At 43.4% G+C, this 14,572-nt stretch carries 15 protein-coding genes; 7 read left to right on the top strand and 8 right to left on the bottom strand.

The genetic code is table 11. The annotated features are described in order from the left end of the window. Positions 1-483 precede the first annotated feature (483 nt). Positions 484-891, bottom strand: coding sequence for a S1 domain-containing post-transcriptional regulator GSP13 (gene yugI / locus ACIGG7_RS23600; RefSeq protein WP_224945389.1), 408 nt, complete (start codon positions 889-891; stop codon positions 484-486). A gap of 306 nt (positions 892-1,197) precedes the next feature. Beyond that, entirely contained in the window at positions 1,198-1,485 is a 288-nt protein-coding gene (locus ACIGG7_RS23595) for a spore morphogenesis/germination protein YwcE (RefSeq protein WP_224945391.1), read from the bottom strand. A 323-nt stretch (positions 1,486-1,808) separates the two neighbouring features. Between ACIGG7_RS23595 and ACIGG7_RS23590 the strand changes: the two genes are divergently transcribed. Both ACIGG7_RS23590 and ACIGG7_RS23585 read left to right on the top strand, forming a co-directional pair. Beyond that, positions 1,809-3,137: a sodium-dependent transporter gene (locus ACIGG7_RS23590; RefSeq protein ID WP_224945393.1), complete on the top strand. Its 1,329-nt coding sequence runs from the start codon at positions 1,809-1,811 to the stop codon at positions 3,135-3,137. Positions 3,138-3,278: 141 nt separating this feature from the next. Then, positions 3,279-3,650: a helix-turn-helix domain-containing protein gene (locus tag ACIGG7_RS23585; RefSeq protein ID WP_224945395.1), complete on the top strand. Its 372-nt coding sequence runs from the start codon at positions 3,279-3,281 to the stop codon at positions 3,648-3,650. A gap of 184 nt (positions 3,651-3,834) precedes the next feature. Here the strand turns inward: ACIGG7_RS23585 and ACIGG7_RS23580 are convergent, their stop codons facing one another. Together ACIGG7_RS23580 and ACIGG7_RS23575 are read right to left on the bottom strand one after the other, a co-directional pair. Then, entirely contained in the window at positions 3,835-5,004 is a 1,170-nt protein-coding gene (locus ACIGG7_RS23580) for an aminotransferase (RefSeq protein WP_397551170.1), read from the bottom strand. After that, entirely contained in the window at positions 5,001-5,501 is a 501-nt protein-coding gene (locus ACIGG7_RS23575) for an Lrp/AsnC family transcriptional regulator (protein ID WP_397551169.1), read from the bottom strand. The genes ACIGG7_RS23580 and ACIGG7_RS23575 overlap by 4 nt, the downstream gene beginning before the upstream one ends. Positions 5,502-5,680: 179 nt before the next feature. Between ACIGG7_RS23575 and ACIGG7_RS23570 the strand changes: the two genes are divergently transcribed. After that, positions 5,681-6,589 (top strand): alpha/beta fold hydrolase, encoded by a 909-nt coding sequence (locus ACIGG7_RS23570; protein ID WP_397551168.1) that lies wholly within the window; start codon positions 5,681-5,683, stop codon positions 6,587-6,589. Between the two features lie 135 nt (positions 6,590-6,724). Next, positions 6,725-7,888 carry a MalY/PatB family protein gene (locus ACIGG7_RS23565; RefSeq protein ID WP_397551167.1) on the top strand — a complete coding sequence of 388 codons (1,164 nt, stop codon included), beginning with the start codon at positions 6,725-6,727 and terminating at the stop codon, positions 7,886-7,888. A 99-nt stretch (positions 7,889-7,987) separates the two neighbouring features. On the opposite strand, the gene ACIGG7_RS23560 is transcribed toward ACIGG7_RS23565, so the two are convergent. The 3 genes from ACIGG7_RS23560 to ACIGG7_RS23550 all read right to left on the bottom strand — a co-directional run bounded on the left by ACIGG7_RS23560 (position 7,988) and on the right by ACIGG7_RS23550 (position 9,772). Then, positions 7,988-8,515 (bottom strand): superoxide dismutase family protein, encoded by a 528-nt coding sequence (locus tag ACIGG7_RS23560; RefSeq protein WP_397551166.1) that lies wholly within the window; start codon positions 8,513-8,515, stop codon positions 7,988-7,990. A 134-nt stretch (positions 8,516-8,649) separates the two neighbouring features. Further along, complete coding sequence (locus ACIGG7_RS23555) at positions 8,650-8,850, bottom strand: hypothetical protein (protein WP_224945403.1); 201 nt, start codon at positions 8,848-8,850, stop codon at positions 8,650-8,652. Between the two features lie 190 nt (positions 8,851-9,040). Beyond that, positions 9,041-9,772, bottom strand: coding sequence for a peptidylprolyl isomerase (locus ACIGG7_RS23550; protein ID WP_397551165.1), 732 nt, complete (start codon positions 9,770-9,772; stop codon positions 9,041-9,043). A 95-nt stretch (positions 9,773-9,867) separates the two neighbouring features. Between ACIGG7_RS23550 and kapB the strand changes: the two genes are divergently transcribed. Beyond that, positions 9,868-10,266, top strand: coding sequence for a kinase-associated lipoprotein KapB (kapB, locus tag ACIGG7_RS23545; protein WP_224945407.1), 399 nt, complete (start codon positions 9,868-9,870; stop codon positions 10,264-10,266). A 49-nt stretch (positions 10,267-10,315) separates the two neighbouring features. On the opposite strand, the gene kapD is transcribed toward kapB, so the two are convergent. Beyond that, positions 10,316-10,936 (bottom strand): 3'-5' exonuclease KapD, encoded by a 621-nt coding sequence (kapD, locus tag ACIGG7_RS23540; protein WP_397551164.1) that lies wholly within the window; start codon positions 10,934-10,936, stop codon positions 10,316-10,318. 305 nt (positions 10,937-11,241) lie between these two features. On the opposite strand from kapD, the gene ACIGG7_RS23535 reads away from it, so the two are divergent. Next, positions 11,242-12,453 (top strand): MFS transporter, encoded by a 1,212-nt coding sequence (locus ACIGG7_RS23535; protein WP_397551171.1) that lies wholly within the window; start codon positions 11,242-11,244, stop codon positions 12,451-12,453. Between the two features lie 16 nt (positions 12,454-12,469). Next, the gene (locus ACIGG7_RS23530) at positions 12,470-14,317 is read left to right on the top strand and encodes a transglycosylase domain-containing protein (RefSeq protein ID WP_397551163.1); all 1,848 of its coding nucleotides are present in this window, start codon (positions 12,470-12,472) and stop codon (positions 14,315-14,317) included. Positions 14,318-14,572: the final 255 nt, after the last annotated feature.

Genomic DNA, 14,572 nt, shown 5'->3' with positions numbered 1-14,572 from the left:
TCCTGTGTAAACTTGGCCATTGGTGCGGGCACCTCCTATTGTTGATTGGGGTGTCCAACAATAGGGGTGCAGCTCAAAACCGCTTCCGGGGTCTCAGCACGCCCGTTTTCCGTAGGAGTCTATGCAGTTCCCCTCACCCTCTTAAGAAGCTTTTTGTGACAGAGTCAAATAGAATTGATAAATCCACAAAAAATCATTAGTACTATTTGCTATTATCGATCCCTTTGGTCTATAAAAAAGATATGACCGCCATTAAATTTAGAAAAAGTACTCTTGGAAAGTTGAATGGTACGGAAGGGGCTAGCCGCCGGATTTGGATCTTGAGACCCCACAGAGCTTTAACTTATACACGCCCATCACCTGCCATGCGGAAAACGAGCACCTGGAATGCAATCAACCACTACTCGCTACTTCCAAAGCAACAATGTTAATGAAAACAGAAAAAAAGACTGCCTGTAATAAGGCAGTCTTTTTATCATTATATTATTTCTTGATTAGATCTTCACGTTCAGATTGCTCGATCCACTCTTCAAGCTTGTCTTTAAGAGTGTTGAAGCCTGCTGGAGTAGTTTCTTCAGCTGCTGGTTTCACACTTCCTTGACGACGAGGCTTTTTCGCTGCTGCAGGCTTTGCCTGTGGAGCAGGAGCTTCTTCTGTAGCACGGATAGAAAGGCTGATCTTACCAGCTGCTTCGTCCACTGATAATACTTTAACCTTTACTTCATCGCCTACTGAAAGGTGCTCACTAACGTCTTTAACGAATCCGTGAGTGATTTCAGAGATGTGAACTAATCCTTGAGTTTCTTCGTCAAGTGCAACGAATGCACCGTATGGTTGAATACCTGTAACTTTACCTGTTACAACAGATCCTGTTTCGAATTTTGTAGTCATGGTAACACTCCTAGTATATATATTATTTTTCGTCTTTACACGCAATTGTAGATTATATCATAGAATCGGAATTTCGGCAAAGATATATTCTTTTCCATTACATCCATATTCTATCATCCGCCTATCATTGCATTCTCACTAGTTATGCTTCCCCATTATTCATATTCTTAAAACAGTGTAACCCCAGCGATCATAAGGATCTATCGAACGAACTTCCTGTTCAGGCAAATACTATCTGATGCCGTATTTTCTTTTTTCTCTTTTTATAACAAAAAAAAAGACCGACCCACTCATCAATGGGTCAGACTAAACATTCTTGATAGCCGTTGATCTTTTCTTTCTTTGCTTTTGAATAAATGGAACGGCATATAACATGAAGGCTGCGATATGTGCGAAAGCAAGATTGGCAACAAACAGGCTCCATAGTGTTACATGTCCCCAGCCTCCGAGCTCCGGTACGGCTACATAATAGATAAAGACTGACCATAATGCTATAACGAATGGGATGTGAAGAACCGCCCATTTACGATGCTCGACCCAAAGAAAAAGCGGGGTTGCTGTTGCGACGAATAGATATACAAGAAAGACATCCATTTCTAATTCCTCCATTCTCTTAGTAAACGCTTTCAATTGTGGCGAAAAAAAGAATACTTTGTGAACGTTTTGTTACAATTAGTATACTACATATTGCGAAAATTTCCAGCCTATTTAGCATCTTTTTGACTTCTTTTCTAAAAATTAGTTGAAAAGTAATGAATTTAAGCGTTTGCACACATAATAAATGGAAATTCAACTACTCTCATACTGCCTTTTCATTCCTTTACCCCATTTATTGAAAATTTAAAAATCCGGTGTACAGGGCTACTAAAACATAGTACGATTGAAAAATCTTATTTTTTGAAAGGAGGATCTTAGGTATGGCCAAGAAAGATCAATGGACTTCTAAGTTAGGCTTTATTCTGGCAGCGGCAGGTTCCGCAATCGGGCTCGGCGCCATCTGGAAATTCCCTTATATGGCTGGTGCGAATGGTGGGGGTGTTTTCTTCTTGCTCTTTATTCTATTTACTGTATTAATCGGAGCCCCCATTCTTCTCGCTGAATTTGTCATCGGGAGGCGTGCAGGCGCAGATGCCGTCACTTCATATAAAATACTGGCCCCGAATTCGAAATGGCACTGGATCGGTTATCTGGGCACTGTAGTGTCTTTCATCATCCTATCCTTTTACAGTGTAGTCGGGGGATGGATTCTTTCCTATTTGGCCAGAAGTTTGACAGGCTCCCTGAGCGGAATGTCTCAAGAACAGTATGGGGCATTGTTTGAAAGTATCATAGCAAACCCTAAAGAAGTGATGATTGCTCAGTTCGCCTTTATCGTCCTCACCATTCTTGTTGTACAAGGCGGGATCCAAAAAGGGATTGAACGTGCGAGCCGATATATGATGCCGGCATTATTCATCTTATTTATTATTCTGGTGATTCGATCTCTGACGCTTGAAGGCGCGATGGAAGGGGTCCGCTTCCTGTTGCTCCCGGATTGGAGTTATTTAAACGGGGAAACGGTTTTACTTGCGTTAGGTCAGGCATTCTTCGCTTTAACTGTGGGTCTTTCCGTCATGGTGACGTATGCATCCTATCTATCGAAAGAGGACAGCATGCCAAGGTCCGCCATCAGTGTTTCAGGACTGAATATCTTTATCTCATTACTTGCTGGACTGGTCATTTTCCCGGCCGTATATGCTCTAGGTTTTAAGCCAGATGAAGGTCCCGGGATTGCCTTTGTCGTCCTTCCCGCCGTCTTCAATGAGATGGCCTTTGGGGGCATATTCTTAACTGTATTTTTGATCCTGTTATTGTTTGCCACCCTGACATCGGCCTTCTCCATCCTCGAGATCGGGGTCGCTGCCCTATCAAAAGGAAATCAGAAGAAGCGAATGCCTTTTACGTGGCTGATCGGGATCCTAGTATTCATCGCAGGTATCCCGAGTGCCCTGTCATTTGGTGTTTTCGATGAATTCCTTATCGGAGGAAAGAACTTTTTTGACTTTGCCGATTATATCACGAGTAATTTCGGCTTACCGATAGGAGCATTACTCATTTCTATTTTCGTATCGTACCGTTTAAAGCGCGAGGACGTCTGGAACGAACTTCAATCAGGTTCATCCATATCCACCGGCCTCTTCAACAGCTGGATCTTCCTCCTGCGCTACATCGTACCAGTAGCCATCGTACTCGTTTTCTTATCATGAATCTAAGAGGTCCGTCCCTCAGTTTGAGGGACGGACCTCTTATTTATTTAACATTTTGTTCACGTATTCCCGGGCTAATTTTTTCCAAATGGTGATACACTATAGATATAAGGAAGGAATTTTATGAGGAGGGACTTTGGCATGTCACATTTTGGTCAGAATCTGAAACGAGTAAGAGAAGAGCGTAAATTGTCTCAGCAGGAACTTGCATTACGGGCAAGATTGGGTACGCAAACGATTGAAAAATATGAATCCGATTTGCAAATCCCTGATACACAAACGATTCTTAAACTTTCCACCGTTCTCGATATCCCCGCTTCCGAACTCATGGAACGGGAAATGAAAGAATATCCTCCTGCAGGGATCGATACAGAAATGGAGCAGCTGATCAAGGAATTGGGACCCAAACGAACAAAGCTCATCCTTCGCAAAGCCAAAGAATTCACAGAGGAAGATTTCCTGCGCGTGATGCAAATGCTCTATGAATTGAAATATGAAAAAAGCGAATCATAAAAACTTTTATAAAAGTAATGTATAAAAAGAAAAAAGGGCGGACATACTGAAAATAAGCTTTCTAAGTATTCCCCCTTTTGTTTTCATTTGTTGGACGATCATGGTATCGTCCTATTTTTTTGCCTAAATAAGGGCGCCAGGCACCAATATTCGGATTGGTACCCGGCGCCCCTTTCATGTTCTTTTAACTGTGATTCTCCACGAACCGCTTGATCCGTTTCACAGCCTCCTGCAATTGTTCCATGCTTGATGCATAAGAGCAGCGAACATACCCTTCCCCGCCTTTACCGAACACATTTCCGGGTACAACCGCCACTTTCTCTTCCATCAATAGCTTTTCTGCAAATTCTTCTGAAGACATCCCCGTTTTTTGAATGGATGGAAACGCATAGAATGCCCCACCAGGTGTATGGCAGGTTAATCCACATTCATTCAGGGAATCTACGAAATAGTGACGGCGATGACGATAACTTCTCTTCATTTCCATCACATCGTCCATTCCTTTATCCAGTGCCTCGACCGCTGCGTATTGAGCAGGTGTAGACGCACACATCATAGCGTACTGATGGATCTTCAATAAGGAAGAGGCAATCTCGACAGGGGCACATATATAGCCCAGTCTCCAGCCCGTCATGGCAAACCCTTTCGAAAAGCCGTTGATAACGATGGTCCTTTTCCTCATTTCTTCTAAAGAGGCGATCGACACATGATGATGATCATAGGCAAGCTCCGAATAGATTTCATCTGAAAACACGACAAGATCATGTTTTTGGATGACTTTAGCCAGTCTTTCTAAATTCTCCCGTTCGAGGACCGTCCCTGTTGGATTGTTAGGGGAACAAAGCAACACAGCTTTTGTCCGGGGAGTGATTGCTTCTTCCAATTCTTCTGCTGTTACCTTGAAACCATTTTCCGGCTTGGTTTCAACGGTAACAGGTACACCTCCCGCCAATTGTACAAGAGGTACGTATGAGACGAACCCCGGCTCCACTACAATCACTTCATCCCCCTGATCGATGATGGCCCTCATACTGATATCCAATGCCTGAGAAGCCCCTACCGTCACGATGATTTCCGTATTCGGATCATAGTCAACTGAGTATCCATTTTTCATATATGTCGCTATTTTCTCCCTGAGTTCAAGAAGCCCGGCGTTTGCAGTGTAGGAAGTATATCCCTGTTCCAACGAAAGGATTGCTGCCTCCCTCACTGTCCAGGAAGTAACAAAATCAGGTTCCCCAACCCCCAGTGAAATGACACCTTCCATATTGGCTGCCAGGTCGAAGAATTTTCTGATTCCAGAAGGCTTCAGGTTTTTCACAGATTGCGCTATGTACGATGTCTTGGTTGTCATGGTGACACCACGATTCTTCTATCTTCTCCATGATCACCGAAAATCGTTCCATCATGCTTATATTTCTTTAATTGAAAATGAGTGGTCGTCGATAATACAGAATCCAGTGTCGATAGCTTTTCCGATACAAATGTAGCCACTTCATGCATGGATCTTCCCTCTACTGTAACGGAAAGGTCATATGCACCAGACATCAAATAGACGCTTTTCACTTCTTTATAGCGGTATATACGGTGAGCCACTTCATCAAAGCCCACTCCCCTTTTTGGAGCCACTTTCACATCAATCATTGCCGTGACGCCTTCATGCCCTTCCACCTTTGACCAGTCCACAACCGAACTGTACCGTACGAGAACATTCTCTTTTTCCAGTTTTTCAACCGCTTCTTCAATCTCTTTGGTTGGCACTTGAAGCATTTTCCCTAAATCTTCAGTGGAAATCCTGGCATCCTTTTGTAAAATCCTTAATAAATCAAGCTCCATTTCTCTCAGTTGCATTCTGCTTCCTCCTCATCACCACTAAATGGTTTTATTATATCAGAAGTCACACATAAGAAAAGAGGCAGTGTTATGTTCCCCAATCACAGGATGGGATATGTTACAACTTTCGAAACGAGGTGTTAATTGAGAAAATACGGGTAAAATATCTGTAAATCGACAGAGAGGAGAAATGAGGTATGAAAGAACTGGATTTTGCCAAAGTGGTTGAGGTGAATGGTGCAAATGTTTACTTTGAGCACCATGAGCATCCTACTGCCTCTGAAACATTCGTCCTTCTCCATGGTTTCCTCTCCTCAACCTTTAGCTTTAGGCGGCTAACTCCTCTTTTGAAAGAGAATTATAATGTCATTTCCATTGATCTCCCTCCCTTTGGGAACAGCGGGAAGCACAATCGGTTTACGTACTCTTATGAAAACCTGGCCAACACGGTCATCGCCTTATTGGAATACCTAAAAGTAAGCAATGTTCACTTGACGGGTCATTCCATGGGTGGACAGATCGCTTTAAACGTTATGAAAAAAGCCCCTTCCCTAGTGGAAAAAGGCGTTCTCTTATGCAGTTCAGGATACTTGAAGAGGATGAATTGGCCCATTACGATGTTGAGCCACATCCCATTTTTCCATCTTTATGTAAAACTGTGGCTTACCCGTTCCGGGGTGCGAAATAACCTAGAAAACGTCGTGCATGATTCTACTTTAATCGATGATGAAATGATGTTTGGTTATCTGAAGCCTTTCCTGGAGGATGATATCTTCAAGGCCTTGACGAGGATGATCCGGGACCGTGAAGGGGATCTATCGGTGAACGACCTAAAAAACATCCAAACCCCCTGCCTTCTTGTTTGGGGAGAGCATGACAGGGTAGTGCCTTTGTCAACAGGGCACAGGCTGAATGAGGATATCCCGAACTCGAAGCTGGTGGTCCTGAAAGAAACGGGTCACCTCGTCCCAGAAGAAAAGCCAACGGAAGTATTGGAGCATATTCATGCATTTATCTCTTCAACTGAAGAAGCAGTTTCGGATGAATCTCACTCTGAACCGCTATTTCAAAATGGACTATCCCAAACGCTTATTTCTGAAACGTAGGGAGAAGTCCCTTTTTTCTTTCTTACTTGTTTTTGAAGATGCTTATCAGTAAAAATGCTAAACATATGATTTCCATCTTTATCGTTTCCATCATATGATTAGACTATAAATACATAATGGAAAGGGGAATTTCCGATGAGCAAATTTGAAGAAATCATTGACCGTAGAGGGTCATCCTCTGTTAAATGGGATCTAACCAAAACAGTGTTTGGAAGAGACGATGTCCTCCCGATGTGGGTGGCAGACATGGATTTCCTGCCTCCAAAGGACGTGTTGGGGGCACTTAAGAACAGGCTGGAGCACGGAATCTTCGGCTACACCTTTGTAGGGGATTTGACAGCCGACAGCATCAAAGACTGGATGAAAAGGCGACATGGGTGGGAAATAGACAAAACCTGGCTGCAATACAGCCCAGGAGTCGTCCCTGCCATCTCAACCATCATCCAGGCACTCACTGAACCATCCGATAAAGTACTGGTCCAATCACCGGTATACACCCCTTTTTTCTCCCTTGTAGAAGACAATGGCCGGGAAATCGTGAATACTCAATTGGAGTATCATGACGGAAACTATTCCATTGATTTTCAAGCTTTTGAAGAATCCCTTAAAACCGGAGTGAAGCTATTCCTCCTTTGCAATCCTCACAATCCGAGCGGACGGGTATGGAAGAAGGAAGAACTCACCAAGATGGCTGAACTTTGTCAGAAATACAATGTGGTGATAGTGTCAGATGAGATTCATTCTGATTTAGTTTATAAAAGCCACACCCATACTCCCCTTGCAACACTAAATGATACTTTTCGTGATATGACCATTACCTGCATTGCTCCAAGCAAGACGTTCAATCTTGCCGGGTTACAGGCATCAGCCATGATCACACCCAATCCGGATATCCGGGAAAAAATCGCTTCTATCCATAGGAAACAGGGATTCTTCACCCTCAATACGTTTGGGATCATTGGAATGGAAGCAGCCTATCGGCATGGTGAAGAATGGTTGGAAGAAATCCTGGATTATCTGCAGGAAAATGTCAGAGTGACGAAGGACTTTCTCGAAGAACATCTTCCCGAATTGAAGCTTGTTGATCCTGAAGGGACTTATTTACTCTGGATTGATTGTACGAAATTGGAATTATCCGATGAAGATTTGAAAAACCGATTACTGGATAAAGGAAAGCTCGCATTGGAACCCGGTACGAAATACGGACCGGGAGGGGAAGGCTTTGTCCGGATGAATATTGCTTGTCCACGAAAGACACTTCTAGATGGGTTGGAAAGATTAAAGGCCGCATTCGAATAAGGTGAATGTCTATTTTGAGAGTGCCATGAATAAAAAAATGTACCAGGTACCAATCGACCCGATTGTACCTGGTACATTTTTATGCCTAACCGTCTATTACTATTTTTTATCACTCTTAATCACTCCGCAAGCAATTCGCTTCCCAGAGTCTCCAGAAGGCTGTGTCATTCCATCATCCTTATTTTCATCGATGATAAGTGAGGTTCCATCTTTAGTGAATAGCGATGTTTTCCCCTTAGATAACGTAACCATCGGTGCCATGAGTGTCACCTTCACAGTCCCGTCATCCCCTACGATGAGGTTCGGGAGATCTCCGCCGTGAGCACCTTCAGGATGAAGCAGTCCATGTTTCGTGTCATCCGGATTAAAGTGGTTACCAGCCGACACAAAGTCCGGTCGCTTGCATACCCCTTTTTCATGAATGTGAATGCCATGCTCACCAGGTGGCAGCCCTTCGAGGTCCAATCCGATTTCCACTCCGTCTGATTGATCCTGCAGTATTGCTTTACCAAGGGCGTCACCGTTCTCATTTTTCATTTCTACTTCCACTTTTTTAGGATTTTCAATGGCACATCCACTGGCTAAGACTGTCACCATGATGATATATAATAGGGATGATTTTTTCATAATGCTCTTCCTCCAAATTTGCATACTCTTACACCATTGTTGACTCCCGTGGTGAAAATTATTCGTACTTCCATAAAGGAAGTACAGCACCTAAATCAAAAAAACACGCTCAAAGGCGTGTTTCGGTTTTATCATCATTCTGTTCTCTTCTGAATCCTTGCTTCTTCTTCCATTTTCTTCGTTTTCAATTCTTCTCGCTTTGAAGCTTTCTGGATGATGCGGAATGTCAAGAGGGCAGCGATTACAAAGATGGCCATCGTGATGGCGGCTGGGATATATTCTGTCTTATCTTCAGGAAAATAGAGAAATAAATTCAATACAAATGAAGAAAGCATGGTAAGCTCCTTTCGAAAAACAAACTCTTTGTCCATTATAACAACACTGCAAAGGACAAACCAACTTCAATTGGTCACGTTTTTAACGATTTAATGAACGGTCATCCGACAATTTCCGAGGAAATACTCACTCATTCTCTCCATAAAAAAAGCTGCAAACCCATTAATGGGGTTCACAGCTATTCAACGATTATTTTACAACTTTGATGTTCTTGATCACAACATCTTCTTTCGGCAGATCGTTTGCGCCGACTTCTACATTCGCGATTTTATCCACAATGTCCATTCCGTCAACCACTTGTCCAAATACAGTGTGTTTTTGATCCAGCCAAGGGGTACCGCCATTTTCCATGTATGCGTCGATGATTTCTGCCGGGAATCCCGCAGATTTCATTTGGTCTTCCAATTGCGGATCGATGTCACTTTTTTGAACGATGAAGAATTGACTTCCATTCGTGTCAGGACCTGCATTGGCCATGGAAAGTGCACCGCGAAGATTGAATAATTCCGGTGAGAATTCATCTTCAAATGATTCACCATAAATGCTTTCTCCACCCGTTCCGTTTCCGTTCGGGTCTCCACCTTGAATCATAAAGTCTTTGATGACACGATGGAATTTCAATCCGTCATAATAGCCATCTTCACTATGGGTGATAAAGTTTTCCACCGTTTTAGGCGCTTGCTCGGGGAATAATTTGATTTTAATGGTTCCCATTGATGTGTTCATTTCGACTAATTTTTCGTTTTCAGCAACTTCTGTCGTAAGCTGAGGATATGTCATATTTTCATCTCCTTTGGATTCTTCTGCAATCTTCTCGTCTGCTTTCTGCTTATCTTTTGTGGTATCTCCTTTTTCTGTTTGTCCACAAGCAGCAAGGACTAAACCTAGTAAACATAGGATGACGATCATTAAACGCTTCATATATGTACCTCCACATGTTACCTTTATAGTAGTTATTTCTCAGTTTCATTCTGTTTTCATTATAATAGAGATCGATGTAATAGAGGAGGTTTTTTATGAAAAACATTCAAATTGGTGATTATGTCACAGCTTTTTATAAAACCGGTAAGTATATCGGGGAAGTCACGGGCGAACGCCCCGGTGCCTATGTGGTAAAGATCCTTGCTGTTTTAAAGCATCCCCGGCAAGGAGACTTGCACAATCCCCAAGAGGTGGACGTTCCCTTATTCCATGAACGTAAAGCCCTTGCACACGGTGAGCGCGCCAATATGCCCGAGAAAATGGTCAAACCATTTGATGGTGACGTCCCTGATTACAATGAAACCTTGATTCAAACCTACTTGACTCTAAAGAACGAACTCGAAAACGATGCTTCCCCTCATGCCCTAAAGAGTCTGGAAACCCTGCAATCCATTCAAAGGGAATACGAACTGATGTATAACCTCACATTTTAAACAAAGACGAGGGACGGACCTTCAACGTCAAGGTCCGTCCCTCGTCTTCTCATGCGAGCTGATTATAGAATTTGGAGAGGTCGATTCTGTCCCCGATGGTGGTGGGCTCGGCTTTGTCGAGGTATTTTTTGTCCTTTTCGACTAAATTGTAGATATGTTGCGTGGTTAGTGCATCATCCAATGCTTTATGATGCTTACCTACTCCTTCCCTTCCATATTCCTGGACCGCTTTCCAAAGACCCGTTTGGTTTTGATCACCAAAGAAGCGCTTGTATTCCATGGATAAATCGACGAAGTGAGCTTGGAAAGGAAATGGTATGCCGGACTGGGCACAATTATCTCGCAGTACCTTCATATCCATGTTTCCCCACGTCACTACCTTCGCGACACCCTTGTCATTTAATCCTTTAAAGTAATCAATCAGGCATTGAAACGATATCCCTGAATCAACTTCATTCTGGCTAATGGATAAGAATCGTTTGCACCGGTTGGTAAGTTTGGGAAATGCAGTCGGTTTTACGTATGATGAAAACGTATCTGACACTTTCCCATTCTCTACAACCACTACCCCGGCTTCGATGATTTCAGGGAAGAAACCTTTGGGGACTCTATGTCGTTCGGGCATAGAAAACTCAAAATCTATAAACACCAGCTGTTCCGCTTTCGCCACTTAAACTCCCTCCTCAAAATGTAGATAAGACCCCAATTCATCTATAATAAAAGAATTTTTTCACGATGGATGATGGTTGTATTTCAAAGTCCTTGCTTTATCACGCTCGGAAAACCGTCATCTTCAAATAATACGCCGTTTCTCCATACCTCTTATTCTTACATTATATCATGCTAAGCCTAGAAATTATGACTAATTCCGGGTTTTCCACAGTAATAAATGTTATTTGTTGGACTCTGAGTCAGATCTTTAATAAAATGAATATTTAGGTAACCGAAATAAAATTCAATTAGAAGGTGTTAACCATTACCAACAAAAAAAAGAATTTGACGATCATGCTTATGGCCAATTTTCTGGTGGCAGCAAGTGCAACCATGGTGCTGCCCTTTTTATCACTTTATATTGAAACATTCGGCACTTACAGTCACGAATATGTGCAGCGCTGGTCAGGTTTTGTATTTGGGGTTACGTTCTTGACGGCATTCTTCATTTCTCCACTATGGGGACGGATCGGCGACCGGTTTGGCTACAAACCGATCCTTCTCATCACGGGCTACGGAATTGCCACGTCCATTTTCTTGATGGGCTTTATGGACTCGGTATGGGGACTGTTTATACTTCGGATGATCATGGGTGCAGTGACAGGCTTCATTCCTACCTCTATGGCCCTTATCTCATCCCAGACCCCTAAAGAAGAAGCTGGACGAACCCTTGGCACCCTTCAGATGGGAACTGTTTCAGGCGGCTTATTCGGACCGGTAATCGGCGGCCTACTAGCAGACAATGTAGGATTTTCTTATACATTCATTTTCACTTCCATTGCCATCGCAACCGCTGCCACCGTTGTCTTAATTGGGATTAATGAGGAGCGCAGCAAAGAGCAGAGAAATCAAAGAAATAAGTATTCCAGTAAAGAAGTCCTGCAGCATATATTCAGCCACAAATTACTCGTGACTGTATTACTGCTTTCCTTCCTTATTCAAGTGGCGAATTTCAGCATTCAGCCGCTTCTGGCCCTGTATGTCGATGAACTCACCTCATCTACGAATCTTGCCTTTTTAGCCGGGATTGCCTTCTCAGCTACCGGATTCGGAAATTTGATTGCGACGAGACGATGGGGACAGCTCGGTGACGATATCGGATATGAAAAGGTATTGTCAATCCTACTCATTCTTGCCTCCATCTTCATCGTTCCACAGGCACTGGCAGTCGAACTGTGGCAGCTTGTTCTGTTCCGGTTCCTGTTCGGGATAGCCAACGGAGGCATGATCCCCTGCGTCACGGCTTATATCCGTCAGGAGGCCCCATTAAGCATGCAGGGGGAGGTTCTCGGGTATAATCAAAGTTTTCGATTTCTCGGAAATGTGATCGGGCCTGCCTTTGGCGGCATCGTATCTGGATATATTGGCATTTCTTCCGTATTTTATGTAACAGGTGCTTTATTCTTGGGAGCGTTTGGATTATTATGGTGGAGTATACGTCATTCTGAAACTACCAGCCATGTGAGAGATTACTAGAAAAGTAGAGTGAGATATGAGAGTTTTTGCAGGTTATGTAACGGTGATCGGGCTTATGCTCATCTTTTTCTCCACGTTGTTTTTTGCAACGGGTGAGTGGAAGAAGGTTCAGAGCTTTCAACACGAGTTAGAACATGCAGTGAGTACGGATACGATCGATTTAAATCGTACGAGCCTGCTCCTGGATCAAAACGGAAAGGTATTTTCAGAGGTAAATCGTCCTTATCGCCTCTATGTGCCGGATGAACAGATTCCACCATTCCTAAAGGATATTCTGGTCGCTTCAGAAGATCAGCACTTTTACGAGCACGTCGGCTTCGATGCGGGTGCGATCCTGCGGGCTGTCGTGAAAAACCTGGTGTTCACCCACATTCAGCAGGGCGGCAGCACCATTACGCAGCAGCTGGCCCGCAACTTATATTTAGGACAGGAAAAAACATACAACCGAAAATTGACCGAGCTATTCTACGCCCATGAAATCGAACAGTCCTTATCAAAGGATGAGATTTTGGAGCTGTATATGAATGTAATTTACTTCAGTAATGGAGTATATGGAATTGAAACAGCTTCCCAATACTATTTCCAGAAAAGTGTCACTGAGCTCAATCAAGCGGAGATGGCGTTTCTTGCATCTATACCAAATAACCCTGGAAAATATGATCCACTGGAACATTTCGATCAAACAAAGATTCGTCAGGAACGACTCCTTGATATTCTTGTGAGTACAGGCAAGTTATCCAGTGATGATGCGGAGAAATGGAAGAAGGTTCCGATTTCCCTAAATGTTCGTAAGAGAACCGACCTTTATCCAGACTATGCCTTCTATGTTGAAAATGAGTTAAAAGAATTGATTGCACGAAACGAAGGCTTCAAAGTGGAAATGGAAAACGCTTCTTCACAAGAGGAAAAAAATCGCATTGCAGAAAAGCTGGAGGAGCGTTTTCAGGAGGTCATTTCATCCGGGGTACGGATTCAAACAGCCTTGGACCCCATCCTTCAACAGAAGAACGTCCATGCACTGAATGCGCAGCTCCAGAAAGAATTACAGGGAGCAACCGTCACCATCGACAACAAGACACGGAGCATCGTTGCCTTATCGGGTGGAAGGAACTACAAAAAGTATAATTTCAATCACGCGTTTCAAGCCTTTCGACAACCTGGTTCGGTTATAAAGCCCCTCCTTGTATACGCTCCCTATATCGAGAAATTCAAGGCAGGGATCTATGACAAGGTAAACGCCAATCAATATTGCATCGGTGACTATTGTCCGATCAACTACGGAGGAGTCCAACCGGGTACTGTGACATTGAATCAAGCCCTGGCACAATCTTATAATGGATCGGCTGTTCGTCTTATGGAAAAAGTCGGGATAGAAGGAGCCTTCCAATCCATCTCCCCTTTTTCCTTTGAAAGGGTGATAAGCGATGACAAAACATACGCCTCTTCCATAGGTGGTTTCACGTATGGAATGAGCCCCCTTGAATTAACGGATGCCTATACGTCATTTATTGATGGAAGCTATCAGGAGAGTCACGCCATCATTCATGTAAAGGACTCCCAGGGCAAAGTCATCTATCAATGGAAAAAGGAACCGAAAAAGGTTTGGTCGAGTGATACCACATCGAAACTTCGGAAAATGCTCCATGAGGGGGCAACAACCGGAACCGGACGAGCCGCTTACGTATCCAAGCCTTATGTGGGAATCAAAACCGGGACGACGAATAATTATCATGATTATTGGGTGATAGGCTTGACCGATACCCTTACAACTGGTGTGTGGGTCGGGCATGATATCCCCCGTGACATGAGTGCGATCGAACGACAGCGTCCAAGTCATAAAATCTGGAAGGAAATCATGGAATGATCCTCGCGAAAAAAAATATGCAAGGACATAACGAAATCCATTCAATCGAAAAACGAACAACCTGAATGAGTGACCTGTTATGATTTTTAAACACCGCTGTTGATTTCCGTGCAAGACTTCGCTTTCCTCGGGCGGCCGGTGAGCCTCCTCGTCGCTGACGTGCACTGGACCCAAAAAGTTGGACACTTATTTTCTATGCAGCTAATTCGGTGTTAACTCGATAAGCTACCGGACTTTTTCGTTTTAACCTTGATT

The sequence above is a fragment of the Rossellomorea sp. NPDC077527 genome, assembly GCF_044542955.1.
GTDB lineage: Bacteria > Bacillota > Bacilli > Bacillales > Bacillaceae_B > Rossellomorea > Rossellomorea aquimaris_E.
The sequence above is the reverse complement of the archived record's forward strand: the minus strand, read 5'-3'. Positions and strand labels throughout refer to the sequence as shown.